Raw genomic sequence first — 23,986 nt, forward strand, 5'->3', positions numbered from 1 at the left:
GGCTTTTTTCGTTTTGGCGCTTTAGGCGTTACCTTCAATAACCGCTGTCAGAAACGGCTTTGATAAAGTGTCTCGGGCGTAATATCACTGATGCACGGCGTGCCGGCCAGGGCCATGGTCACTTCCAGCTCTTCGCGCAGCACGCGCAGCATATGGGCAACACCGACGGCGCCGGCGACGGCCAGTGCATAGATCTGCGGGCGGCCGAGCAGCACGGCATTGGCGCCCAGCGCCAGGGCCTTGAACACATCGGTGCCGCGGCTGATGCCGCCATCGAGCAGCAGGCTAAAGTCGGGCCCCGTGGCGGCGCGTATCTGCGGCAGCATCTCGATGGCGGAGGGCACGCAGTCCAGCCCACGGCCGCCGTGGTTGGAGACGATTACGCCGGCCAGGCCCATGCCAGCCACGCGGATGGCATCCTGGGGGTGCAGCACGCCCTTGACGATAATCGGCAGGCGGGTGTGGCGAGATAGCCATTCCAACTGCTCCCAGCCGGGGGCTTCGCTCATCATGCCCTGGAACACGATGCTCTGGCTCGGCTCCAGCACGGCCCGGGGCAGCGGTGGGCGCTCACGCAGGTTCACCGCCTCGACATCATCCGGCAGCACGAAACCGGCGCGCTGGGCACGGTTGCGAATGCCGTGCAGTGGCGCGTCCACCGTGACCACCAGCTTGCTGTAGCCGGCCTGTTCGGCCCGGCGTACCAGGGACAGGGTGAAGTCGCTATCCTGTTGAAAATACAGCTGAAACCATTTTCCAGCCTGGGTTTGGGCGGCAACATCCTCCAGGCTGTGGGAGGCCAGGGTGCTGACCACCATGGGGGTGTCCAGGGCATCGGCGGCCCGGGCCGTGGCCAGTTCGCCGTCCGGGTGCACCATGCGCTGAAAGGCCACCGGCGCCAGCAGTATGGGGTGGCGCAGATCTTCATCCAGCACCCGGGTGTGGGTGGCGCCTGCGGTGACGTCGCGCAGTATCCTGGGCAGCAGCTGGATGCGGTCGAGCGCCGTGCGGTTGCGTTGCAGCGTCAGCTCATCGGCACCGCCGCCTGCGATGTACTCGAACAGGCTGTGGGGCAGCAGCTGGCGTGCGTAACGTTCGTAATCGCACAGGCTGACGAGGTCGGCGGGGATCTGGCTCAGGGGTTCATGCATGCTGGTTTTCCGTGCTGTGCTGACGGCGGGGCTGGAGGGGCTAGGAGAGCTCAGGTCTCGGCCCACTGGCGAATCAGGTTGTGGTAGAGCCCGCTCAGGCGCATCACATCGTCATGGGCCTGGCCAAGCTCGCTGCCGAGCGACTGTACGCTCTGGTCGAGATCGAACAGCATTTCACGCTGGCTGCTGTCGCGCACCATGCTCTGCAGCCAGAATACGGCGCAGCTGCGGCTGCCGCGGGTGACGGGCGTAACGCGGTGCTGGCTGCTGGCGGGGTAGAGAATCAGGTCGCCGGCCGCAAGCTTGATGCTCTGGGCGCCGAAGCTGGATTCGATCTCCAGCTCGCCACCGTCGTAGTCTTCTGGGTCGGTCAGGAACAGGGTGGCCGAGAGGTCGGTGCGAACCGGGATGGCAGCGCCTTGGCCGGGGCCTGTCGGCTGAATAAAGCGCAGGGCGTTATCCACATGCAGGCCGTAGGTTTCGCCTGCTTCGTAGCGGTTGAACAATGGCGGCATGATGCGCAGGGGCAGGGCCGCCGAAATGAAAGTGGGATGGCGCGACAGGGCCGCCAGTATGAGGTCGCCCAGCTGTTGTGCCAGCGGGCTGTCGGCGGGCAGTTGCCGGTTGCGCTTGACCTCAAGCGCCTGGGCCCCGGCGCTGCTGCGACCGTCCACCCAGTCGGCACGGTCGAGCAGGGTGCGCATCTGGGCCAGCTGGGTGCTGCCAAGCAGTGAGCCTATGGGGGTAATCAAGTGGCCTCCGTTACACAGGTGAAAGGGAAAAACTGCAAGGATAAAGGAGCAGGTCAAAAAAGGCCCGACAGTCGCGTTATTAACGGGTCTGCCGGGCGGGGAAATGCTGCAATCTGTATTTAGAACTTGTAGTTCAGGCTCAGGTTGGCAGAGCGGCCATCGCCGATGTAGACGATGCTGCCGCCGCGGTAAACTGCGGTGTAGTAGTCCTCATCCAGCAGGTTCTGGATGTTGGCGCGCAGGCTCAACTGTGGGCTGAACGCGTAGCTGGCGAAGGCATCGAACACCCAGTAATCCGGCAGCTCAATACTGGTGCGCGCTGCTGCATCGGGCTGGCCACCAAAGATTTCGCTGGAGTAGGTGGCGGTACCGCCGAAGGCAAACTGAGACGTGGCCTGGTAGCGCAGCTGCAGGTTGGCGCTCTGCTCGGCAAAGTTAGCCTTGGGCTTGCCGATGTTGTCGGCGTTGTAGGAATCCAGGGTTTCGGAGTCCATGAAGGCGACGCCGAACTGGCCGCTGAGGCGTGATGTGAGGTTGCCGGACAGCCCAAGTTCAATACCCTCGACCCGGTTCTTGCCGGTATTGAGGTGGCCGCCGCTGGCGTAGGAGTCGCCGTTGTCCTCGATCACATCATCCTTGGTGGTCTGGAATATAGCGGCGGTGAGCAGCAGCTGTTCGTCCATCAGATTCCATTTTGTACCCAGCTCCAGGTTAACGGACTGCTCGGGTTCGGCGGCACTGAAGTTGCCGTCGGCATCGGTACAGAGGCCACCGTAGCCGCAGCTGGTGCCGGCGTCGGATTCGCCGCCGTTGATGTTGGACGAGGTGCTCCAGCTGGCGTAGACATTGCCGTGCTCCCAGGGCGAGTAGACCGCACCCAGGTGGCCGTTCACAAAGCCATCGCTGTACTGGTAGGTGGTTTCGGGGGTGACCGAGCCATCGCGGTTGGTTTTTTCCGCCGCCCAAAGCTCATAGTCGAAACGGTCGTAGCGCAGGCCGCCGAACAGCTCCCAGTCGTCGTTCAGGGTGACGGTATCCATCACGTAGGCCGAGAGGGTGGTCAGATTCAGGTCAGTAGCGGCGCTGTTGCGGCTGGTGGAGCCCACCCAGCTGCTGTTGTCCGGGTTGTAGGGATCAATCGAGACGCTGTCGGTGGTGACGCTGTAGCTGCCGCCCTTGGTATCTTCGCTGGCATATTCGATGCCGGTGATCAGGGTGTGGCGCATGCCGCCCAGGCGGGTATCCAGGATCAGGTTGGTCTGGTTGCCGAGGTAGTCATTTTCCTGCCAGCCGGTGAAGTTGCGCAGGCTGCCGCTGCGCGTGCTGTAGGTGGAAATAATGTAGTCGTTGCTGGTGGAGCCCAGGCGCGTCTTGTTTTCCAGGCGCAGTTCATTGCTGAGCTGGTAGTCGAGTTTCAGCGTCGCGATATCGGCGGCGGTGTCCTGGAAGTCGAGCCCGTCCTGGCCGACGTACTGCACGCGCTTGTCGGGTTTGCCGTCGGTGAGGAAGGTGCCGCCGTCGGTCTTGTCGTTGCCACGGAAGTAGTAGTAATCAGCGGAGATTTCCAGATCATCGGTGGCCTGGAATACGCCGGAGATGAGCGCGCCCTGGCGCTGTTCGCTGGCCGGCGCCCGGTCGGGGATGTCGGCATCGGTGTAGAGGGCGTTGAAGCGCAGCGCCAGGTCATCGCTGACCACCTTGTTGGTATCCAGACTGTAACGCTGGTAGCTGTCGGTCCCCAGACCTGCCTGTACGCTGCTGAAATCATCGTCCAGCGAGGCTTTCTTGGTGACGCTGTTGACCGCGCCGCCGGTGGAGCCGCGGCCGGCGAAGGTGGAGCTCGGGCCCTTGGCGATTTCGATCTGTTCCAGCGCGAAGGTTTCGCGGGTGATCAGGCCCGGATCACGCAGACCGTCGGTGTAGATGTCGTTACGGGCTTCATAGCCGCGGATAATATAGCGGTCACCGAAGGAGTTGCCGCCCTCACCAGTGCCCAGGGTAATGCCAGGCTGGGCGCTGAGGATATCCTTGAGTTCGGTCTTGCCGGACTCCTCGATCACGGCCTTGGTAATGACCGTCATGGTCTGAGGCGTGTCGGCGATGTCGCGCACATGGCGGCTGTCGGCGCTGCGTTTGGCCTTGTAGGGCGCGTTGGGCTCGGCATAGGGGTTGGCATCGGCGGCGATGCGGCCGTCTTCAATAACCAGCGTATCCAGCGAGACTTCCTCGGCATGAGCCGAACCTATCATGGCGGTTGAGATTACCAGGGTCAGACTGCCGGCCAGGGTAGCGCTGCGGCTGAAATCCCGTTCCCGGCGCAGGCTGAGTGCTCCCCTGATGGCGGAATTCGAGTTGCCGAGCCCGGGTTTGCTGTTGTCGGACATTGCTTCTGACACTGTTGCTTTCCTTGAAAATAGGCACAGAAATACCCGGCCACCGCGATCTGGGCAGCCATGCCTGGGGTTTGTTTATGGCTGAAGTTTCAGCCCGCTTTACAGGGAATTGCTTGAAATGGAGCTGGCTTTCAGGGGATCTTTTCAGTTAATTGAAAAGGCCACCGGGATATTAATTGTGAGCGTGTCCATCGTCATGTCCGCCGGGAATGCCGGTAGCGGCGTTGCGCTTTTAAGCATGTCGATCACGGCGCGGTCCAGGCTTTTAAAACCGGAACTTTCGCTCAGACGGTATTCAATAACGCTGCCGTGGCGATCGAGTATGAAAAACAGCCGGGCGGTTCCTTCCTCACCTTTTTTACGGGCCCGAATCGGGTAGCGCTTGTGCTGCGCCAGGCGCGCGGCGATCAATGCATAGTAGGACTGCTCGGCCCCCGGATTTCCGCCGGAACTCAGTGCATTCTGGCTGCCGGTGGTCATGCGGCGGCTGTCACTGCTGTCCTTGCCCGGGGTACTGCTGGGGGCGGCTGATGCCGCCTGTACGGCTTTGACCTTGGGCGTTGGCGGCGACTGGGGCGCTACGGGTTTTGGCTTTTGTTTTGGCGCCGGTTTAGGTTCGGGTTTGGGCTCTGGCGCCTTGACCGCAAGCGCTGGTGTTTGTCTGGCGTTAACAGGCTCAGGCAAAGGCACGAGCTCTGCTTCAGGCGCGGGGGGCACGTCGGGCACCGGTGTCGGAAGCGCCTGTGGCGCAAGGGGCTCGGGTGTTTGTTCGGGCTGAGCCGCCTGCTTGTTCTGTGTCTCCGAACCCAGGTCGCCGAGCATGCCCAGATCTATCTCGATACCCTGTTCTCCCGGCGCGCGGGCACCTTCGGCCGGTTCGCGGGCCAGTACCAGGCCCAGGGTAAGCAGATGCACGCCCAGGGCCAGGCCCAGCGCAAGGATCCAGTGCTGTGGACGGATCATGCCGGGCGCTCCGCAACACGGGTCGCGAGGGATATTTTCAGCATGCCGGCGGCCTTTATCTGCTCCAGGGTCTGCAGCAAGGTATCCACCGGTGTGGCGGCATCCACCTTGAGTAATATCGACAGCGCCTGCGGATCCTGGCTGTTATCAAGCGCAGTGGTGACGGCATGGGTTAATTGCTCGGATTCCAGTTCCATATCATCCATGTAAATCACGCCTGTCGCTGAAAGCAGGATATTAATCGGCTCTTCGCTGGGAGCGGTTGTTTCACTTGTCGATGCCGGCGGGTTAATGGCAATGGCATCGGAACGGCTTATTTTCCCCGCCACCATAAAAAAGATCAGCATTAGAAACACGACGTTAATCAGCGGAATCAGGTTGTCATCCCGGTTCGTCGCGCGGGGGCTTGTCTGGGGAGTGAATTTCATGGTGTCTGCGCCAGTGACAGCTGTCGTGCGCCAGCGGCTTTCAGGGCATCCAGCAGCTCGATCAAGGTCTGGGTCGCAATGCCGCTGTCGGCACTGATCACAAAGAGGTCATCGCTCTGCTGACTGATCTGTCGGTCCAGTGCGCCCCTGTCCTGCAGGTTCAGCTCCAGGTTATCGAGTCGAAAGCGTCCATCCTCGGACAACAGCTGGACCTGATGCTGTACAGGCGGTGTTGCTGCGCCTGTACCGGGCACGGCCAGATCAAGCTGACGCCACTGAGTAAAGGTGGATGACAGCATGAAAAACAGCAGCAGAATAAAGACGACATCAATCAGCGGCGTCAGGCTGATGGCGCGCCGGCGCGCAGGCAATGTCAGATCAAGCCGCACGGCGCAACGCCTCGCTGGCGGCCTGGTGCTGCAGTGCCGGGGCGCTGGTAAAGACCCGGGTGACCGAATCGCTCATCAGGGCGGCGACGCGCTCGGTTTTGCGTTCCAGCCAGCTGTGGGCCAGGGTCACCGGAATGGCCACGGCTATACCTACGGCGGTGGTGAGCAGCGCCTGCCAGATACCGCCGGACAGCACGGACGGATCGACCTGGTTGCCGGCGATTTCCATCTGCTGGAAGGCGCCGATCATGCCCAGTACGGTGCCCAGCAGACCCAGCAGCGGGCTGAGCATGGCGATAACCTCGAGCGGGCGCAAAAAGGCACGCAGCTGATTGAGGCGCAGGGTGGCGACCCGCTCCAGTTCGTCCCGCAGCAGCGGCGTGTCGCCACCATTTTGCAGTCCGACCATGGCCAGCGCCACCAGTTCGTATATGGGGCCCTGGCCCTTGAGTCCCTCCAGGGCTTCGTCGGTGCGGTCGGCGCGCCAGAGTCCAAGGCTGTACTCCAGTCGTGGGCTGGACTCGGGCCGCAGCAGGGTAAACTGCCAGATCTTGAGCAACACAATGCTAAGGGCAATAACGGAGAAGCCCAGCAGGATCCAGACGACAGGCCCGCCGACGTTGAGGAACTGCTGCAACTGGTCGAGAAAGCCTGGGGGCAGGGCGGTCGGATCTGCCAGGGGGAACTCTGTGCTCAGCAGGTCTGTGGCGTCAGTTACGCTCGGCAAGGTGGCGCCGGTATCGGTGGTCAGTCCTGTGGGAAGAGTCGCGTTCAGCGCAGAGGGGGCTGCGGCCAGGTCACCGGTTAGGGTAGCGTCCTGCTGTATTGGCGTTGTTGCTGTCTCCATTGAGGGTTCCACCTTGAGCTCCGACGATCAATCATTGAAATAGTGTTGCCAATGATAATCGTTATTATTTAGATTTCAACAATGAATTGGACTATTCTCGACTTTTAATTGAGAAAGGGGGGGGGAACTTTTACCGGTATCAGGTCTTGGGAATGGGGCCTGGCGGGGAACAGGGCTTAAGTGCGAGCTATCTAATAAAGGTACAGAGCCGCGCGGGCGATGCATCGGTTGACGCCGCAGGACGAATGCAATAGCATTCCCCGCGCTGCAAACAAGTCGCTCTGGCGCCCTGCGCAGCGCAGACGTTATGTCTCTCTCCGTAGTTCAACTGGATAGAACGAGGCCCTCCTAAGGCTTAGATCGGGGTTCGAGTCCCTGCGGGGAGACCATTTAACGCCAGACGCCTGACGGGCGTTGCCCTCGGCGGCGGTGGTCTCGAGTGTTTTAACTGTGTTGCGTCCCTGCAATGCCGTTGTTAGTGCGATACTGGCTTGTTTCCTGCTTTGCGTGTTCTTTCTCGACTCTATATACGGTTGTTTTCCAGCCATCAGGCACTCCCTGTCCAGACCTGGGATGGGATCGCTGTATTTCCGATTATGTTTCCGTATTTGCCTGATTGGTCGTGCTGGCGGGGTATCCCATCAGTTTTGGGCTGTTTGTTGACATTGATTCTGCCGTCGGATGCTGGGTGCGTGCTATCTTTCTTTGTACATTCAATGCCCTGCAAGAAGATGTCGCATGAGTGCCAATAAAAATATTCTGGTTGCTGCTGAAGACGTGGATGATACGAATATCGTCCGTGAGTTGCTGTGCAAGGAATTTGATCAGGTATTTATCTCCACCGACCCGGACAAGGCGGTGCAGGATTTTGAACAGCACAGCCCCGCCGTTCTGGTGCTGGCGTTCCCGACACTGGCTCGTGCCCAAAGCTACTACCTGGGGCTCTATCGCCTCAGCGCCCGCGCCCACGCACACCCTCACAGAACCCTGATTCTGTGCAACAAGGCCGAGTTGCAGGAAGTGTACAGCCTGTGCAAGAAGGATCACTTTTCAAGCTATGTGCTGTTCTGGCCGCTGGGGTATGACGCCACGCGCCTGGGGATGGAAGTGCATCACGCGCTGCGACAGGTAGCGCTAAACGAAGCCGAGACGCCCACCACCAGTGAATTTGCCGCCCAGGCGCGGCGTATCGCCGGGCTCGAAGCGCTGCTGGAGATGAGTCTTACCCAGGGGAGCGAGCATATCGCAGCGGGTCAGCAGGTGGTGGAGCAGTCCGGCGATGATATCCGCGTTGCGCTGGATGGCTTTGCGTCCCGCTTCTCGACCCAGGGACAGCAGCAGCTGCGTGAGGCTGAAGGGGTGGATATCTCGGTGCTGGAGCTGCTGCAGAGCGAGTTTGCGCGCCTGCAAACCGAGCAGATTGATGTGCATCTGCGTACCGCATCCAGCGCGCTGCAGCCGGTCAGCGACTGGGCAAAACAGTTTCGTCAGAATATGGCACCTGAGATGGAGTCCGTGCGTGGGCTGCAACAGCTCACCGAGACGCGCAAACCGCTGGTGCTGGTGGTGGATGATGATGCCTTTCAGCACAAGCTGGTGGCACGCCTGCTCAAGGATGCAGGTGTTGAACTGATGTTTGCACTGTCCAGTCAGGAGGCCATGGCGGCCATACACAGGCGTCGACCTGAACTGATCTTTATGGATATCAGCCTGCCGGACCTCAGTGGCATTGAAACCACGCGGCGCATCAAGGCCATTGAATCATTTGCCAGCATCCCTGTGGTCATGATCACCGGGCACAGCAAGAAAGATGTGGTGGTTGAAAGCCTTAAGGCCGGTGCCTGTGACTTTGTGGTCAAGCCCTTCGACAAGGCCGTTTTGCTGAAAAAGTTCAGTACCCTGCTGCATATGGAATGACCCTGAAACCGCTGTTGGCGCGCACCCGCGTGTTATGACGAGGCAAGGACGATGACCCCGACTTCTCCGGACACTGCCCAGACGGATACTGCCCAATCGGCGGCGGCCAGGCCGCTGTCTGCCTGCTCTATTGCCAGCTGGCCGCGTCCCGCTCGAATACTCGCCATTGCGCTGATTTATGTGACCCTGGCGCAGCTGGCACTGCGCGTGCTGTCACCGGACTCAATACTGGCCTTTATCTGGCCTATGGCGGGGTTGTCGATAGCTGCGCTGCTGATGTATGGCCGTAGCTGCTGGCCCGGCATTGCGCTGGGAGCCCTTGGCTCCGGGGTGATCAGTCTGAGCCAGCTGGGCGACCCTGGCAACCTGCCGTCCTTGCTGGTCGCTACAGCGGCGGCGCTGGGCGCGACGCTGCAGGCCATGATCGGTGCGAGGGTGTTGCAGCCCTTGTACCGGGGGCTTATCCGACACTATGACCAGACTCCGCTGCTGATCCCGTCGATACTGCTGGTGCCTGTGGTCTGTCTGGTGGCCGCCAGTATCGCAACGGCGGCACGCTTTGGCTTTGGCACGGCGGATTTCGCAGCGCTGAGCGGAATCTGGTTCAGCTGGTGGGCCGGAGACAGTCTTGGCGTTCTGCTGATTATGCCGCTGATCATGGCCTGGGTGCTGTACCGGCGCCATCAGCAGGTGCGAGCGGGCCTGGTGCTGATGCTGCCGCTGCTTACGGTGGCTCTGGTGCTGAGCGGTTATTACTGGCTGGCGCGCAGCGAACAGCTTGAAAAACAGGCGGATCTGGCGGTTCAAGGGCAGGACTTGAGTACCCAGTTAAGCGGCCTCTATGTCAGCCAGGAAAATGCCGTCATGATGGCGGCGGCCTATGTTGCCTCCAGCCGGGACCTAAGCGCCGCTACCTTCAGCGAGTTCACCCAGCGGGCATTGAGTGCCGAGGGCGTGCTCTGGCTCGGCTGGGCCGAGCCCGATACCCCGGGAGGCGGTTTTCGATTGCAGTTTGCCGCAGGCCCCGATGCACAAAAGGTGCAGCCCGGGCTGGATTTTAGTGTTGATGCGCGCGTAAACGCAGCCCTTGTGAGGGCGGCGCAGAGCGGCCAGCCAGCTCAGGTGTTGCACTCTGAGCTGGAGTCTGGCGGTACCCGTTTACTCTTTGTGCCCGTCTACCACAGGGACCTGGATATTGGCAGTGCCAGCCTCGAAGAGCGCCGAGCCGGCGTGCGGGGCTTTGCCCTGGGTGCGCTGTCGCTGGAGCCTGCGGCTGCACTGGCCGGCGATACGATAGGCGTACGCTTTGGCATGGCCCTGGCCGCAGCGCCTGTTTCCCAGGTGCTGTTTGAGCGCCAGGTGCCGCAGGACACAGTGCCTGGCTGGACCGACCAGCTGCACGCCGGTCAGGGCGAGGACATGCTGCTGGAGCTTTGGTCACTGGCGCCCTGGCGGCCGGGGCAGAGTGCCAGTGTCAAAATCTACCTGATCGCGGCAGTACTGGCGGCGCTGTTCGCGACCCTGCTCACCTTTCTTTCCGCCGGGCAGCAGGCGCGGGTGCGTCACGAAGTAACGCATCGCACCGCCGAGCTGACCCAGGCCAAGGCGCGGCTGCAGCGGGTCATTGATGGCAGCAGGCTCGGCTTCTGGGACTGGGATCTGGTCAGGGACGAAATTCAGTACAGCGGCTGCTGGGCCAGTATGCTGGGGTACCGGCTCGATGAGCTGGAACACAGCTACGAGACCTGGGCTGAGCTGGTACATCCGGACGATAAGCCGGTACTGGAGCAGGCCATGGATGATCTGCTGCATGGGCGCTGCGAGGATTATGAGCACGATCACCGGCTGCGTACCGCCACGGGAGACTGGCGCTGGATCCGCACCAGTGCCGGCGCCCTGAGTCGGGGCGAGAGCGGCAAGCCGCTGTACATTTCCGGCACCCATACCGACATCCACGACAAGAAACAGCTCGAGCTGGCACTCAAGGCCAGCGAGCAGCAGCTGCATGAGGCCAACGCCACCCTGGAGCGGCGTGTCGCGGCACGCACGGCCCAGCTGCGGGTCAGCGAGGGCTTTATGCGTGCGCTGATCAATGCGCTCAATGTGCATATAGTGGTGCTGGATGCCGATGGCGGCCTGATTACCTGCAACGAGTCCTGGCGCAGCTTTGTTGAAAGCAACTGGCGCCAGAGCAGGCCTATCCGCCGCGGAGTGAATTACTTCAGTGTCTGTGGCCCGGCAGAGCAGGAGGGCACAGGGGCGGCGGCACTGATCCAGGCGGTCATGCAGGGCACGCGGCAGCAGGGTGCCTTTGAGTATGCCTGTCACAGTGCCGATCAGCAGCACTGGTTTCTGTGCAAGGTCAGCCGTTTCCGGGTGGGAGGCGGCGCCCTGCGGGTGGTGCTGTCCCATGAAAACATCACCCTGCGCAAGCAGGCCGAGGTTGCGCTCAAGCAGCTGAATGATCAGCTGGAGCAGCGTGTGCTGGCGCGTACCGAGCAGTTGCAGCAGGCGCAGCAGGGGGCCGAACAGGCCAGCCAGGCAAAATCCCAGTTTCTGGCCACCATGAGCCATGAGATACGTACCCCGCTGAACGGCGTGATCGGCATGGTGGATGTGCTGGAGCAGACCCGGCTGGAACCCAAGCAGAAAGGCATGGTGGATCTGATTCGCGTTTCCGGCCTGTCGCTGCTGAGCATCATTGACGACATTCTGGATTTTTCCAAGATCGAAGCCGGCCATCTGGAACTGGATCCGGCGCCTTTCTCCATTACCGCGCTGGTGGAGCAGTGCTGTGCCATGGTGGATAACCAGGCCAGCAACCGGGGGGTGGAGCTGCGCATGTTTACCGATCCGCAGCTTGCACCCTTGCTGTTGGGGGATGAGCTGCGCATACGCCAGGTGCTGCTGAATCTGGCCAGCAACGCCATCAAGTTTTCCAGCGAAGGCGACGGCGGCCAGGTGTCTGTACGCGTCTCGCTGGAGCAGGAATCGGCGCAGCAGGTGCGGGTTTTGTTGCAGGTGGCCGACAATGGCATTGGCATGAGCGAAAAAGCCCAGGCCAGCCTCTTTACCGCGTTCAAGCAGGCGGATGCCTCCACCACGCGCCGTTTCGGGGGTACCGGGCTTGGACTGGCGATTTCGCTGCATCTGGTGAACATGATGCAGGGTGATATCAAGGTCAGGAGTGCACCCGGTGAAGGCTCAGTATTCAGTGTGTCGCTGCCGCTGGAGCGCCTGCCGGAGGTGCAGGACATGGCTGTCACCGAGTCAAAGGTGGCGGGGCTGAACTGCCTGCTGGTGGGGTCGGCGCAGAGTCTGGCGGACGACCTGCAGCTGTATCTGCAGCACGCAGGCTGTATTACCGACAGGGTGAGCAGCCTGGAAGAGGCGCAGCGCTGGCAGCTGCAGCAGGGCGACGGACTCTATATCTGGGTGGTGGATATCGAACGCCAGGCGCGGGATATCCCCGGCTTTGAACTGGCGGCCGACCTTGCCCCCGGCCAGGACCTGGTGTTCGTGCAGATCGAACGTGGCAAACGGCGCTATCCACGCCAGGCGCGGCCCAACCGGGTTGAGGTGGACGGTAATGTGCTGTCACGGGAGATGCTGCTGGCCGCCGTAACCTATGCCAGCCGGCGTGAGATACTCGAACCGGTCAAATGGGGCCAGGCCGAGGCTGTGGAAGCCGATGTGCTGCCGACCCGTGAGGAAGCGCTGCAGCAGGGGCGCCTGATTCTGGTGGCAGAAGACAACAAGGTGAACCAGAAGGTACTTATGCATCAGCTGGGTCTGCTGGGCTATACCGCCGATATTGCCGGCAATGGCATCGAGGCGCTGGAGCTGTGGCGCCAGGGTGACTACGCCGTGTTGCTGACCGACCTGCATATGCCGGAGATGGACGGCTATCAGCTGACCAAGGCGCTGCGGGCCGAGCAGACGCAGAAGGCGCGCCTGCCCATCATTGCCCTGACCGCCAACGCGCTCAAGGGCGAGGCGCAGCGCTGCAAGGATATCGGCATGGATGATTTCCTCAGCAAGCCGGCCCGGCTGGAACTGCTGCGCGCCATGCTGGACAAGTGGATGCCGAGCGCCGCTGCGGCTGCTGCGCATGCGAATGACGCCGCCGATGAGCCTGATGCCGCGCAGCCGGTCACAACATCAGAGCTGGCAGAAAGGGCCTTGCTGCAGGCAGGGGCAGCTGAGGCTATGGCAATTACTGGGGCCGAAGTTGAAGCGGCCGTTGCAGACGAGCCTGCAATGGAAAGCATGGCGGAGAGCGAAACCGCGAGCGCGGTGCTGGATACCGCCGAGCTGGCGGCGCTGGTGGGGGATGATCCCGAAGCCATTCTGGAACTGTTGCAGGATTTTCGTCACTACGGTCTGCAGACCTCCGTCGAGCTGCTGCAGGCCTATGCGGATGGTGAGGCTGAGGGTGTCAGTGCCATGGCCCACAAGCTGAAGTCATCCGCCCGCTCGGTCGGTGCTATACGCCTGAGTGAGTACTGTGAGCAGCTGGAAGACGCCGCCCGCGACCAGGACATGGCCAGGGTTGATGGTCTTATTCCGTTGTTCAGGGGGCAGATGAACGAGGTGGATCAGCGCATCGCAGCGCTCTGATCCGCCGGCACAGCTGCTTTCGCCTAGCTGTGCGGGCAGCCAGTTCGGAGCTATTTGGGGCTGGTCTTTAGCGCAGGGGCTGGGGGCAGCAGACTTGAATCGCAGGAATCGCCTCAGGCTTTGCCGAGACGATTCTGGGCTGAAAGCTGGCCCTTGCCGCCGCTGGCATCGTACAGGGTGTGGCGCTGATTCTGTCCGCGCAGCAGTGCCAGCAACTGGTCGTTGTTGCGGCTGCTGCGGCGCAGTACCTGTTCGTTGCGCAGGTTCAGGCGCTGGATCTGCTCAAGCGCCTGCTGCAGTCTTTGCCACAGGGTTTCACTGGCGGGGCGCACGTCTTCCGGCAGGGCTGCAAACCACTGTGCCATGCCGTCCGGCGTTGCGCTGTATCCGCACTGTGTCATGAGCTGTTCGCGCTGCGCACTTGATTCTGCGAGCTGTTCGAGCAGCAGCTGCTTGCTGGCGGTGGACTGTTGCAGATCTTCGAGGTTGTGCTGCGAGAGGGCGGCGAACTCGATCTCAAGCTGGGCCTGCAGATCGGTCAAAACGACAACACCCTGATGAGTCAGGGTGTCAAAGGCGTTCTGATGCGGTATCGAAAGGGGTGTCAATCCAGTGTGCTCTCAAAGTCGACCATGCGCTGGGCAAGGCGCTCGTAGTTGATTTCGTAGCTACCCGATTCGATGGCGCTGCGCAGTGCCTGCACCCGGCTTTCATTCACCTCGGGCGTATCCGCCAGCGCCTTGTCGGCACCCTGCAGCGCCTGGGCGGCTTCGCTCAGCCGGACCTCGGCAGCGCTGCCGGCCCTGGGGGCGGACGGCGTCTGCGGCTGGGCCTGATCGCCAACGCGGTTGTTGTCTGTCTGGGCACGGGTTCCGCTGGCCTGGCTTTTCGGCGGCAGCCCCGTGAAATCAATAACCATCCTGCTGATCCTCAATTTCGCTTCTGATGAGGTTTATCGGATGTATCGGGCAAAACTTTAGTACTTTTTCCAAAGGCTTTTATCACTGTCATCACAGTGGCGTTACCTCGCTGCAGTATATCCCAGACAGGCGCCGCGGTCATGGGCTGGCATTAGGTTCAAGGAGCCGTGATTGGTGATTGGTGATTGGTAAATCGTGAATAGTGATTCGTAATTCGTGCCGGCGGCCACCATCTTTTTCAGCTTTCAGCTTTCAGCTTTCAGCTTTCAGCTTTCAGCTGCTTTAGCGCGCCAGCGGCCGTACCAGGCCGCGGGCCACCACCCGGGCCTTGATCTCCTGCCCGGAGCGGTCGTTGCGCACCCGAATCTGGGCGCCGTCCTCGCCGTCTTCCAGGGCGGTGCCCTGGGCGCGCAGGTGCATGGCGCCGGTACGGACTTCGATAATGACACTGTCGCCGCGCTCAATCAGGGTGCTGTTGGTCAGCATGCCAGCATTGAGGATACTGGCATTGGGCAGGTGGCGGCTGGCACTGCGGCCTATGACATCCTCTGGCGCCAGGTAGTAACCGCGGGTTTCGTCGCTGATATCCAGCAGGCGGCTTTCGATATCGTTATTGCCAAGCACTTCGCCACGGCCCACCGGGCGGCGGGTGATGATGACCTGGTGCAGTATGCCGACCTTGGCCGTCACAAAAAGCGCCCAGTGCTGCGGCCCGTCGCAGGCAACCCTGGTGGTAATGCGGCTGCCGCTGCCCCTGGGGACTTCAACTGTCAGGGGGGAGGCGCAGTCGGGCAGTCGCAGGCGGGTGCTGACCGGGTTGATGTGCACGTCTATCTGGGCGTCGGGATTCTGCTGTCGGTACAGTTCGGTCAGGTAGTCGCGGGCGCTGTTCTCGACGGCGGCGGCGGAAGTATCGGCCTGGGTCATCGTAGAGAGGAGCAGGCTGGCGCACAGGGCGAGGGCAGAAAGAGAAAGACGCGTCACAGGGATTTCCTGAGTGAATGGGCAAAGCGGGCGTTGCAGGTAGATGCTGCAGCGCCCGTCGATGATGTCAGGTCTGTCCTGGGCTGTAAACCGCAGCGGCAGACGCGGATTGCCGCTTTGCCGCCGGCCGGTATTGAGCGGTAAAAGGTTGCCGCCCAGGCTGCCACAAAAATACGCAAAGCCCGCGGTTACTGGGGTTTTCGGCTTTGGCATGTTGATTGCTTTAATGATTGGCAGTCATGAAAAGAGGCAATCGGATGACCATCAGCTTCGATAGCGCACTGGGGATTCACGAGTCGGCAACACTGTTGCGGGCCCGCCGGGCGGAGGTTTTGTCCAACAATATCGCCAATGCCGATACCCCTGGCTTCAAGGCGCGTGACCTGGATTTCGCCAGCATGCTCAAGGGTGCGCAGGCGCCGGCCAGCGGTCTTGCGATGCAGACAACCCAGGCCGGGCACCAGCAGCTGACGTCTGATCCGTCATCCCTGGCGGCAGACATGATGTTCCGCACCCCGACCCAGCCCAGCATTGATGGCAATACGGTTGAGGTGCAGGAAGAAATGGCGCGCTATACCGAAAACGCCCTCGATTATCAGGCTTCCTTCGACTTTTTGAACCGCAAGTTCAAGGGTTTGAGCAAGGCCATCACCGGGAACTAAGCGATGTCACTATCCAACGTATTCAGTATCGCGGGCTCCGCAATGAACGCCCAGAGCGTACGCCTGAACACCACCGCCAGTAACCTGGCGAATGCCGAGAGCATTAGCTCCAGCACCGGTGAAACCTACCGCGCGCGCAAGCCGGTGTTCGAGGTGCGCGCGCCAGAGGCCATGCAGTCCTTTGCCGCTCCTGGGCTTGAGGCGGGGGTTGGCGTGCATGTGGCTGAGGTGGTGGAAAGCGACGCGCCACTGCGCCAGGAGTACAGCCCGAATCATCCGATGGCCGATGACAATGGCTTCATTTTCTACCCCAATGTAAATGTGGTGGAGGAGATGGCCGACATGATTTCGGCGTCGCGCTCCTTTCAGATCAACGCGGACATCATGAATACAGCCAAGCAGATGCTGCAGCGCACCCTGCAGCTGGGGCAGTAGGCCTGGGAGGTAACCGGTCATGAGCACCATTGACAGCAACAACAATATTTTCAATCAGATTAACCAGACCAACCAGAGTAACAGCAAGGCGACCAGCGCCGACGAGTCGGACAGTGAAATGTTCATGAAGCTGATGATCGCCCAGCTGCAAAATCAGGATCCGACCAGCCCTGCGGATACGTCCGACTTCATGCAGCAGATCGCCAGCATGAGTACGGTCGAGAGCATCGCCAATCTGAGTACTTCGGTGGATCAGCTCGGCCAGTCGCTGATGAGCAGCCAGGCGGCGCTGCAGGCGTCCTCAATGGTGGGGCAGCAGGCCTACGTCAAAACGGATCTGGCGGTGTTGCCTGAGGGTGGCAAGGTTGAGGGGCTGCTGTCTCTGGACAGCAGCGCATCGAATGTCTGGGTGTCGATTTACGACCGCAACGGCGTGCTGGTGGATACCCAGCAGATGGGTGCCCAGAGCGCGGGTGATCACAGCTTTGTCTGGAGTGGCACCCAGAATACGCCGCCCGGTCAGTATCGCGTTGTGGCCCAGGCCCAGGTGAATGGCGAGGTCAAAACCCAGGATCTGTACATGGGGCACCGCATCAATAGCGTGACGCTGGGCCAGAACGGCATCGGCATGAAAGTAAATACGGATGTCGGCTCCGCCGGAATCAACGATATCAAGCAACTCGGATAGGCGTCGCCTAGGCTGAGCTGAATCTGACTCAGCGCAGCCGGCAGGCACCCCACAGGAGAGCAGCATGGCAGGTTTCAATACGGCAATTACCGGGCTCAAGTCGGCGTCCACCGATCTGGATGTCACCGGCAACAACATAGCGAACTCCAGCACAGTGGGCTTCAAGTCCTCGCGCACCGAGTTCGCCGATATCTATGCCACTGCCGTGGTGGGGGCGGGATCCAGCAATACGGCCGGCTCCGGCGTGACGGTGTCCGATATCGCCCAGGATTTCAGCGCCGGTACCATCGAATTCACCAACAATAACCTTGATCTGGCGATTAACGGTTCGGGCTTCTTCCAGCTCGACAACGGCCAGGGCAGTGTGACCTACACCCGTGCCGGTGCCTTTGAGCTCGACAAGAGCGGCAACATCGTTTCCAAGGACGGCAAGAACCTGCAGGGCTACGGCATCGATGATCAGGGCAACCTGCTGCCGGTGGGCAATCTGGCCGTGACCCAGAAGGAGAGTCCGCCCAAGGCGACCACCAATATAGATCTGTCGGTCAATATTGATTCGCGCGCTGATGCCACCAAGCTGCTGACCCCCTACAGCAAGGACGAACCTTCGTCCTTCACCTACAGCACCACGGTGCGTACCTTCGACAGCCTGGGTAACGAACATACCGTCAAGCTGAACATGGTGGAACAGCCCCCGGTGCGCGAAGTGCAGACGCTGGAGTTCGATGCCCTGCCAAACTCTGTCACCATCTCGGGCTACACCTTTGATCCCAGCGACGGTATTTCCGCCGCCGAGTCGGCGGCGCTGATCAATGCCGATCCGCGTATCGCCGATATCAGTATCAGCGGGTCCAATCTGGTGGTACGCATGAACGCCTCGGCCACTGATATCGATGAGCTGCAGGTGGTGAATAACGATGCTGGCGTGAGCTTCTCGGGCATCAGCTCGGCGCAGCTGGCGGCCAACGAAGCCCATACCTATGGCGTGGCGGCAGGCCCGCTGGCAGCGGATACGGTGGTCGAGATTGGAGGTGTTGAGATCGCCCTGGATTCGGGCATGACTCAGGATCAGATGGGCGCCGCCCTGGCCTCGCGTCAGGGGGCGATCAAGGATCTCAACCCTGATGTCGAGTCCGTGATCTATGACGCCAACAACGGCGAACTGATCATTACCTTCAAGGCGGCCTCCGGTGATATTGCCGACGGTATGCTGGCGGTAAGTGATCCGGGTGCCATCATAGGTGCGCCGGCGGTAACGCCGGGGGACAACTCCTTCCAGGGCGTGTACCAGATGTACGCCTACCTGAATGGCGAGGAATTGCTGGATATCGGCAAGGTGGTGGATCCCGGTGAGGCGGGTTTTGCGTCTCAGCAGTCCGAGGTTGGACCTGTGCTGATTACCTTTGATCCCAGCAGCGGCCTGCTGAACAGCATTAACGGCCAGCAGTTCCTGGCCGGCGGCAGTGTACCGGGCATCACTATTGCCGGCGCTGACCCCGCCAATGCCGAAACCGAAATCCGACTGGACATGAGTAACACCACCCAGTTTGCGTCTGCCTCGATCGTGAAGACGCAGAATCAGGATGGTTACACCAAGGGTGACCTGGTAGGGGTGAGTTTTGGCGGCAACGGTGAAATGATTGCATCCTTCAGCAACGGCCAGAATCAGCAGTTGGGTGTGGTGGCCATCGCGACCTTTGAAAACCAGGCGGGCCTTCGCTCCAGCGGCGGCACTGAATGGACAGCGACGCTGGATTCGGGGTCTGCGATCGTCAACCCACCGGGTTCGGGTCTTAGCGGCAGTCTGCGCTCGGCGGCGCTGGAGCAGTCCAACGTCGATCTGTCGGCCGAGCTGGTAAGCCTGATTGAGGCGCAGCGCAACTTCCAGGCCAATTCCAAGACCCTGGAAACCCTGAATACAGTAACGCAGACCATTCTGCAGATCTGATCGGTTTAGCTGGCGGTTAACAAGCGGCGCGGGAGCAGTCCCTGCGCCGCTTTTTGGTATCTGGCTGCAGTATCCTTTTCTTGGTAATTGGTAATTGGTAATTGGTAATTGGCTATTCGTCAGCGCGGAGCGCTCCGCTGTGGCCGCTTTGCCAATGACTATTCACGAATTACGAATCACATCACCTTTCACCTTTCTCCTTTCTCCTTTCTCCTTTCTCCTTTCTCCGCCTGCCCTGGCTGTATGGCACAGCAATTGCTTTATATCCGTAAAGGTCGCGAAAGCGGCAACGGTTTTCCCAGCAGGAGCGGTCGATGGACAAAGTGCTGTATGTGGCAATGAGCGGAGCCCGCGAAAGCATGGTGGCGCAGCAGGCCCATGCCAACAACCTGGCCAACGCAACCACCACCGGATTCAAGACCGATCTGGCCCAGGCCCGCGCCATGCAGGTGTTTGGCGAGGGGCTGCCGAGCCGGGTCTATGCCATGACCGAGCGCCCCGCTACTGATACCGGCACTGGCACTCTGATGCAGACCGGACGGGATCTGGACGTTGCCATCAACGGCGAAGGCTGGATTGCGGTGGTGGCACCGGACGGCACCGAGGCCTATACCCGTGCCGGAGAGCTGCAGATCAATGCCGCCAACCAGCTGGTGACAGGCAGCGGATTGCCGGTGCTGGGTGCCGGCGGCATTGCCGTTGTGATCCCGCCCTCGGAAAAGGTTGATATCGGCAACGACGGTACCATTAGCGCCCGCCCGCTGGGTGAAGGGGCCGCCGAGCTGCTGCTGGTGGATCGCATCAAGCTGGTGAAGCCCGACGACGACGCCCTGTTCAAGGGGCTGGACGGTCTGATGCATGTCCCCGGCAACGCCCCCTTGCCGCCGTCGCAGGATGTGAGCCTGCGCTCGGGCTATCTGGAATCGAGCAACGTCAATGCGGTGAACGAATTGACCGAGATCATTAGCCTGGCCCGCCAGTTCGAAATGCAGGTCAAACTGATGAAAACCGCCGAAGAAAATTCAAGTGCTGCGGCCCGTATCCTGCAGCTCAGCTAACGCAGTGGCTGGCAACAGTCTGATGGCTGTTACCGGTAAAATGCCAAGGAGTTAATGCTATGAATGGTGCTTTGTTTGTCGCCAAGACAGGCCTCAGCGCGCAGGATACGGCGCTCAAGGTCATCTCCAACAACCTGGCCAACGTCGCCACAGTGGGTTTCAAGAAAGACCGCGCCGTGTTCGAGGATCTGCTGTATCAGATCAAGCGCCAGCCCGGCGCCCAGTCGGCGCAGGAATCCCAGCTGCCCTCGGGTCTGCAGCTGGGCAGCGGTGTGCGCACAGTGGGCACCCAGAAGCTGTTTTCAACCGGCGACCTGCAGGTCACCGATGAGCCCTTCGATGTGGCCATCAATGGCCGTGGCTTTTTGCAGGTCGTGCAGCCCAGCGGCGAGATTGCCTATACACGCAATGGCCAGCTGCATCTCAATGGCGACAATCAGCTGGTGACCGCCGAAGGCTTCCAGATTGAACCGGCCATTACCCTGCCCGCCGAAGTGCAGACCTTCAGCGTAGGTCTGGATGGCACCGTGCAGGTGACGGTGGCGGGGGATGCGAATCCGCAGACGATCGGCCAGCTGGAGCTGGCGGACTTCGTTAACCCCCAGGGTCTGCAGGCCATCGGCCAGAACCTGTTTCTGGAAACGGCCGCCAGTGGCGCTCCCGTGGTGGCGCAGCCTGGGGATGGCGGCACTGGCCTGTTGCAGCAGGGCATGCTGGAGGGGTCCAACGTCAATGCGGTGGAAGAACTGGTGAACATGATCACCACGCAGCGGGCCTACGAGCTCAATTCCAAGGTTATCTCCACCGCCGATGAAATGCTGTCCTTCGTGACGCAGCAGCTGTAACAGGCTGAAGGGGGCAAGGTGAAAGGTGCAGTCGATAAGGTGCAGGGGATGACAGAAGCCATGATGATGACACGCAGCTTGCTGCTGGCGGCGCTGGTGCTGGTACTCAGCGGCTGTGTAACCAAGGCGCCGAAACCGGATAATCCGTACTTCGCGCCCATCCCTGCGCAGTCCTACGAGACGGTACCCCCGGCCAACGGTTCTATCTACCAGGCGGCGACCAGCATTAACCTCTACGGTGATGGCCGTGCGCTGCGGATCGGCGATGTGATTACCGTACTGCTGTCTGAAAAGACCCAGTCGACCAAGTCCGCCTCGACCGATGTCGACAAAAGCAATCAGATCAATCTGCCGCAGCCACAGCTGTTTGGCCGCGGCCTCAGCGCCTTTGGCAGTCCGTTGAGTCTGTCGGCCCAGAGTGACAGCGCCTTTGCCAGTGAAGGCAGCTCGGATATGAGCAACAGCCTGAGCGGCAGCATTACGGTCACGGTGCACGAGGTGAGGCCCAACGGCCTGCTGCTGGTAAAAGGCGAGAAGTGGCTGACGCTGAACCAGGGCGATGAATATATCCGTGTCAGCGGCATGGTGCGGGCGCGGGATGTCGCGGCCGACAATACGGTGTCATCGACCAAACTGGCCGATGCGCGCATTGCCTACAGTGGTACCGGTGCCGTGCATGACTCCAATGTCATGGGCTGGCTGGGCAAATTCTTTATCAGCCCGTTCTGGCTGTTTTAACAGCCGTCAGGGGGAGTGCAGCGAATGTTCAAGCGCATGATGAATCGGGTTATTGCAGCGGTGTTGTTGTGCCTGCTGGTGTCTGCGGCCCAGGCCGAGCGCCTCAAGGATATCGCCTCGGTACAGGGTGTGCGCAGCAACCAGCTGGTGGGCTACGGTCTGGTGGTGGGGCTCGATGGCACCGGCGACAAGACCAGTTTTACCTCCCAGACCTTTCGCAACATGCTGACGAATTTCGGCGTGATCCTGCCGGCCAACCAGAATCCGTCGTCCAAGAACATTGCCGCCGTGGCGATTCATGCCGAACTGCCGGCCTTTGCCAAGCCTGGCCAGACCATCGACATTACCGTGTCCGCCATTGGGGATGCCAAGAGCCTGCGCGGCGGCAGTCTGCTGATGTCGCCACTCAAGGGCGCCGATGGCAACGTCTACGCCATTGCCCAGGGCAACCTGGTGGTGTCGGGCTTTGGCGCCGAGGGGCGGGATGGCTCGCGTTTGTCGGTGAATGTGCCCAGCGTCGGGCGCATTCCCAATGGCGCCTCGGTTGAGCGCGCCGTGCCCAGCGCTTTTGCCCAGAGCGATACCCTGACCCTGAACCTGCACTACGGTGACTTCACCACGGCCAGGCGCGTGGCCGAACAGATCAACGGCCTGCTGGGCCCGGACATGGCGGTTGCGATGGATTCCACTTCCATACAGGTGCGCGCCCCGCGGGATCCGTCGCAGCGGGTGTCCTATCTGTCGGTGCTGGAAAACCTGGAAGTGCAGCCGGCCGAAGAAGTGGCAAGGGTCATTATCAACTCCCGCACCGGCACCATTGTCATCGGCCAGAATGTGCGCATTTCGCCGGTGGCCATCACCCACGGTGGCATGACGGTGTCCATTACCGAGGCGTTTGATGTCAATCAGCCCGAGGGCCTGAGCGGCGGAGCGACCGTGGTGACACCGCGCACCGGCATCGAGGTGGATGAGGGCTCGGGCCACATGTTCGAGTTCGCGCCGGGCACCTCGCTGCAGGATATAGTCGCGGCGGTAAACCAGGTGGGCGCGGCGCCGGGCGATCTGATGGCGATTCTTGAAGCCCTGAAGCAGGCGGGTGCCCTGCGGGCCGAGCTGGTGGTGATATGAGCCGTCATGGCCGGCACCCCGTTAAGACTTGCTTTATGGGAGCGTGGATCTGATGGAACGCAGTAACGGTCTTGGCAGCAAGGCGCAGGTCTATACCGACCTGAGTCAGCTGACGCAGCTCAAGCGCGATGCCAAAAGTGATGGCCCTGAAGCGCTGGCCCAGGTGGCCAAGCAGTTCGAGCAGATGTTCATGAGCATGATGCTCAAGAGCATGCGCGAAGCCAACGCCTCCCTGGCGGAAGACAGCCCGTTTAACAGCGGCGATGTGAAGTTCTATCAGGACATGCTCGATCAGCAGATGACGCTGGAACTCTCCACCGGCAAGGGCATGGGGCTGGCCGAGGTGCTGGTCAAGCAGTTGGGTCAGCAGCTCAATATGCCGGCCGAGCAGGATGAAACTGAACTGCGGCCGCTGGATGAATCCGAACGCATGCTCAAGCGGGCGTTCGGTGGCGGGGCTCAGTTGGCGGCGCTGGCGCAATTGCAGCCTTCGCAGCCGTCTGACGCGGCGGAGTTGCCACCCCATGTCACCTCACCTTATGCGCCTGGGCCCCAGGTCGGTTCGGCGCCGGCAGCAGATGCAGCAGCCGAGGCGACCAGGAGCGGCGCCGCTGCAGGCCCCGAGACCTTTGAAACCCCCGCCGAGTTTGTTGCGACCCTGCTGCCGCTGGCGCAGCGGCTGGCGCCGGAGATTGGCGTCGATCCCAAGGTGCTGGTGGCCCAGGCGGCGCTGGAAACCGGTTGGGGCCGGCATATCAGCCGGGACAGCAGTGGCCGAAATAGCCGCAACCTGTTCAATATCAAGGCAGACAGCGCCTGGCAGGGCGAGCGCGTAGGGATCAGCACGCTGGAATACCGCGGTGGTGTGGCGGTGCGCGAGTCGGCGGCATTCCGTGCCTACGGCTCCTTCGAACAGAGCTTTGAAGACTATGTCAGCTTTCTGCAGCAGAACCCGCGCTACCGCCAGGCGCTGGAGAAAGCCGCCGATCCAGAGGCGTATCTGCAGGAGCTGCAGGCGGCGGGCTATGCCACGGATCCGGCCTACGCCAAAAAAATCGGGCGTATCTTCGACAGTGAACTGCTGTTGCAGGCGCGAGCAGATTCGGCTCAAGAATAACCG

At 61.1% G+C, this 23,986-nt stretch carries 21 protein-coding genes and 1 tRNA gene; 12 read left to right on the forward strand and 10 right to left on the reverse strand.

What is annotated here, in order from left to right:
* Positions 1-47 precede the first annotated feature (47 nt).
* From A8C75_RS03950 to A8C75_RS03980, 7 genes are all read right to left on the reverse strand, one after another.
* Positions 48-1,151: an alpha-hydroxy acid oxidase gene (locus A8C75_RS03950; RefSeq protein WP_067378416.1), complete on the reverse strand. Its 1,104-nt coding sequence runs from the start codon at positions 1,149-1,151 to the stop codon at positions 48-50.
* A gap of 50 nt (positions 1,152-1,201) precedes the next feature.
* Positions 1,202-1,903: a Fe2+-dependent dioxygenase gene (locus A8C75_RS03955; protein ID WP_067378419.1), complete on the reverse strand. Its 702-nt coding sequence runs from the start codon at positions 1,901-1,903 to the stop codon at positions 1,202-1,204.
* 119 nt (positions 1,904-2,022) lie between these two features.
* Complete coding sequence (locus tag A8C75_RS03960) at positions 2,023-4,299, reverse strand: TonB-dependent receptor (protein ID WP_157890217.1); 2,277 nt, start codon at positions 4,297-4,299, stop codon at positions 2,023-2,025.
* 141 nt (positions 4,300-4,440) lie between these two features.
* Positions 4,441-5,259 (reverse strand): energy transducer TonB, encoded by an 819-nt coding sequence (locus A8C75_RS03965; protein WP_067378425.1) that lies wholly within the window; start codon positions 5,257-5,259, stop codon positions 4,441-4,443.
* On the reverse strand, positions 5,256-5,687 hold the full coding sequence (locus A8C75_RS03970) for an ExbD/TolR family protein (protein ID WP_067378428.1): 432 nt from the start codon (positions 5,685-5,687) through the stop codon (positions 5,256-5,258). The genes A8C75_RS03965 and A8C75_RS03970 overlap by 4 nt, the downstream gene beginning before the upstream one ends.
* Entirely contained in the window at positions 5,684-6,076 is a 393-nt protein-coding gene (locus tag A8C75_RS03975; protein ID WP_067378431.1) for an ExbD/TolR family protein, read from the reverse strand. Before A8C75_RS03975 ends, A8C75_RS03970 begins: the two co-directional genes overlap by 4 nt.
* Entirely contained in the window at positions 6,066-6,923 is an 858-nt protein-coding gene (locus A8C75_RS03980) for a MotA/TolQ/ExbB proton channel family protein (RefSeq protein ID WP_084783722.1), read from the reverse strand. Before A8C75_RS03980 ends, A8C75_RS03975 begins: the two co-directional genes overlap by 11 nt.
* 313 nt (positions 6,924-7,236) lie before the next feature.
* Between A8C75_RS03980 and A8C75_RS03985 the strand changes: the two genes are divergently transcribed.
* The 3 genes from A8C75_RS03985 to A8C75_RS03995 all read left to right on the forward strand — a co-directional run bounded on the left by A8C75_RS03985 (position 7,237) and on the right by A8C75_RS03995 (position 13,460).
* A tRNA-Arg gene (locus A8C75_RS03985) sits at positions 7,237-7,312 on the forward strand.
* Positions 7,313-7,661: 349 nt separating this feature from the next.
* Positions 7,662-8,840 (forward strand): response regulator, encoded by a 1,179-nt coding sequence (locus tag A8C75_RS03990; protein ID WP_067378434.1) that lies wholly within the window; start codon positions 7,662-7,664, stop codon positions 8,838-8,840.
* A gap of 51 nt (positions 8,841-8,891) precedes the next feature.
* The gene (locus A8C75_RS03995) at positions 8,892-13,460 is read left to right on the forward strand and encodes an ATP-binding protein (RefSeq protein WP_067378436.1); all 4,569 of its coding nucleotides are present in this window, start codon (positions 8,892-8,894) and stop codon (positions 13,458-13,460) included.
* 113 nt (positions 13,461-13,573) lie between these two features.
* Here the strand turns inward: A8C75_RS03995 and A8C75_RS04000 are convergent, their stop codons facing one another.
* The 3 genes from A8C75_RS04000 to flgA form a co-directional block, all read right to left on the reverse strand.
* Positions 13,574-14,002: a flagella synthesis protein FlgN gene (locus A8C75_RS04000; protein WP_067378438.1), complete on the reverse strand. Its 429-nt coding sequence runs from the start codon at positions 14,000-14,002 to the stop codon at positions 13,574-13,576.
* Positions 14,003-14,064: 62 nt separating this feature from the next.
* Entirely contained in the window at positions 14,065-14,379 is a 315-nt protein-coding gene (gene flgM / locus A8C75_RS04005; protein WP_067378440.1) for a flagellar biosynthesis anti-sigma factor FlgM, read from the reverse strand.
* Positions 14,380-14,662: 283 nt separating this feature from the next.
* Positions 14,663-15,577, reverse strand: coding sequence for a flagellar basal body P-ring formation chaperone FlgA (gene flgA, locus A8C75_RS04010; protein ID WP_067378443.1), 915 nt, complete (start codon positions 15,575-15,577; stop codon positions 14,663-14,665).
* A gap of 44 nt (positions 15,578-15,621) precedes the next feature.
* Here flgA and flgB point away from each other — a divergent pair, with 44 nt between their 5' ends.
* From flgB to flgJ, 9 genes are all read left to right on the forward strand, one after another.
* Positions 15,622-16,026: a flagellar basal body rod protein FlgB gene (gene flgB, locus A8C75_RS04015; protein WP_067378446.1), complete on the forward strand. Its 405-nt coding sequence runs from the start codon at positions 15,622-15,624 to the stop codon at positions 16,024-16,026.
* A 3-nt stretch (positions 16,027-16,029) separates the two neighbouring features.
* The gene (flgC, locus tag A8C75_RS04020; protein WP_067378449.1) at positions 16,030-16,461 is read left to right on the forward strand and encodes a flagellar basal body rod protein FlgC; all 432 of its coding nucleotides are present in this window, start codon (positions 16,030-16,032) and stop codon (positions 16,459-16,461) included.
* A gap of 19 nt (positions 16,462-16,480) precedes the next feature.
* Positions 16,481-17,149 carry a flagellar hook assembly protein FlgD gene (locus A8C75_RS04025; protein WP_067378451.1) on the forward strand — a complete coding sequence of 223 codons (669 nt, stop codon included), beginning with the start codon at positions 16,481-16,483 and terminating at the stop codon, positions 17,147-17,149.
* A gap of 64 nt (positions 17,150-17,213) precedes the next feature.
* Positions 17,214-19,097: a flagellar hook protein FlgE gene (locus tag A8C75_RS04030; protein ID WP_067378460.1), complete on the forward strand. Its 1,884-nt coding sequence runs from the start codon at positions 17,214-17,216 to the stop codon at positions 19,095-19,097.
* 314 nt (positions 19,098-19,411) lie between these two features.
* Positions 19,412-20,155 (forward strand): flagellar basal body rod protein FlgF, encoded by a 744-nt coding sequence (locus tag A8C75_RS04035; RefSeq protein ID WP_067378462.1) that lies wholly within the window; start codon positions 19,412-19,414, stop codon positions 20,153-20,155.
* A gap of 59 nt (positions 20,156-20,214) precedes the next feature.
* The gene (gene flgG / locus A8C75_RS04040) at positions 20,215-21,000 is read left to right on the forward strand and encodes a flagellar basal-body rod protein FlgG (RefSeq protein ID WP_067378464.1); all 786 of its coding nucleotides are present in this window, start codon (positions 20,215-20,217) and stop codon (positions 20,998-21,000) included.
* A gap of 48 nt (positions 21,001-21,048) precedes the next feature.
* Entirely contained in the window at positions 21,049-21,738 is a 690-nt protein-coding gene (gene flgH / locus A8C75_RS04045) for a flagellar basal body L-ring protein FlgH (RefSeq protein ID WP_227819833.1), read from the forward strand.
* Between the two features lie 39 nt (positions 21,739-21,777).
* The gene (locus A8C75_RS04050) at positions 21,778-22,866 is read left to right on the forward strand and encodes a flagellar basal body P-ring protein FlgI (RefSeq protein ID WP_067386972.1); all 1,089 of its coding nucleotides are present in this window, start codon (positions 21,778-21,780) and stop codon (positions 22,864-22,866) included.
* Positions 22,867-22,918: 52 nt separating this feature from the next.
* Positions 22,919-23,983, forward strand: a complete 1,065-nt coding sequence (gene flgJ, locus A8C75_RS04055; RefSeq protein ID WP_067386974.1) for a flagellar assembly peptidoglycan hydrolase FlgJ — start codon at positions 22,919-22,921, stop codon at positions 23,981-23,983.
* Positions 23,984-23,986 lie beyond the last annotated feature (3 nt).

The organism is Marinobacterium aestuarii (assembly GCF_001651805.1).
GTDB lineage: Bacteria > Pseudomonadota > Gammaproteobacteria > Pseudomonadales > Balneatricaceae > Marinobacterium_A > Marinobacterium_A aestuarii.

What these genes read in the sequence shown, in the direction of transcription:
- A8C75_RS03990 (WP_067378434.1), top strand. Translation starts at nt 7,662, where the DNA reads ATGAGTGCCAATAAAAATATTCTGGTTGCTGCTGAAGACGTGGATGAT.
- flgG (WP_067378464.1), top strand. Translation starts at nt 20,215, where the DNA reads ATGAATGGTGCTTTGTTTGTCGCCAAGACAGGCCTCAGCGCGCAGGAT.
- A8C75_RS03970 (WP_067378428.1), bottom strand. Translation starts at nt 5,687, where the DNA reads ATGAAATTCACTCCCCAGACAAGCCCCCGCGCGACGAACCGGGATGAC.
- flgB (WP_067378446.1), top strand. Translation starts at nt 15,622, where the DNA reads ATGACCATCAGCTTCGATAGCGCACTGGGGATTCACGAGTCGGCAACA.
- flgJ (WP_067386974.1), top strand. Translation starts at nt 22,919, where the DNA reads ATGGAACGCAGTAACGGTCTTGGCAGCAAGGCGCAGGTCTATACCGAC.
- A8C75_RS04025 (WP_067378451.1), top strand. Translation starts at nt 16,481, where the DNA reads ATGAGCACCATTGACAGCAACAACAATATTTTCAATCAGATTAACCAG.
- flgM (WP_067378440.1), bottom strand. Translation starts at nt 14,379, where the DNA reads ATGGTTATTGATTTCACGGGGCTGCCGCCGAAAAGCCAGGCCAGCGGA.
- flgC (WP_067378449.1), top strand. Translation starts at nt 16,030, where the DNA reads ATGTCACTATCCAACGTATTCAGTATCGCGGGCTCCGCAATGAACGCC.
- A8C75_RS04050 (WP_067386972.1), top strand. Translation starts at nt 21,778, where the DNA reads ATGAATCGGGTTATTGCAGCGGTGTTGTTGTGCCTGCTGGTGTCTGCG.
- flgA (WP_067378443.1), bottom strand. Translation starts at nt 15,577, where the DNA reads ATGCCAAAGCCGAAAACCCCAGTAACCGCGGGCTTTGCGTATTTTTGT.
- A8C75_RS03965 (WP_067378425.1), bottom strand. Translation starts at nt 5,259, where the DNA reads ATGATCCGTCCACAGCACTGGATCCTTGCGCTGGGCCTGGCCCTGGGC.
- A8C75_RS04030 (WP_067378460.1), top strand. Translation starts at nt 17,214, where the DNA reads ATGGCAGGTTTCAATACGGCAATTACCGGGCTCAAGTCGGCGTCCACC.
- A8C75_RS03980 (WP_084783722.1), bottom strand. Translation starts at nt 6,923, where the DNA reads ATGGAGACAGCAACAACGCCAATACAGCAGGACGCTACCCTAACCGGT.
- A8C75_RS03995 (WP_067378436.1), top strand. Translation starts at nt 8,892, where the DNA reads ATGACCCCGACTTCTCCGGACACTGCCCAGACGGATACTGCCCAATCG.
- flgH (WP_227819833.1), top strand. Translation starts at nt 21,049, where the DNA reads ATGACAGAAGCCATGATGATGACACGCAGCTTGCTGCTGGCGGCGCTG.
- A8C75_RS03950 (WP_067378416.1), bottom strand. Translation starts at nt 1,151, where the DNA reads ATGCATGAACCCCTGAGCCAGATCCCCGCCGACCTCGTCAGCCTGTGC.
- A8C75_RS04035 (WP_067378462.1), top strand. Translation starts at nt 19,412, where the DNA reads ATGGACAAAGTGCTGTATGTGGCAATGAGCGGAGCCCGCGAAAGCATG.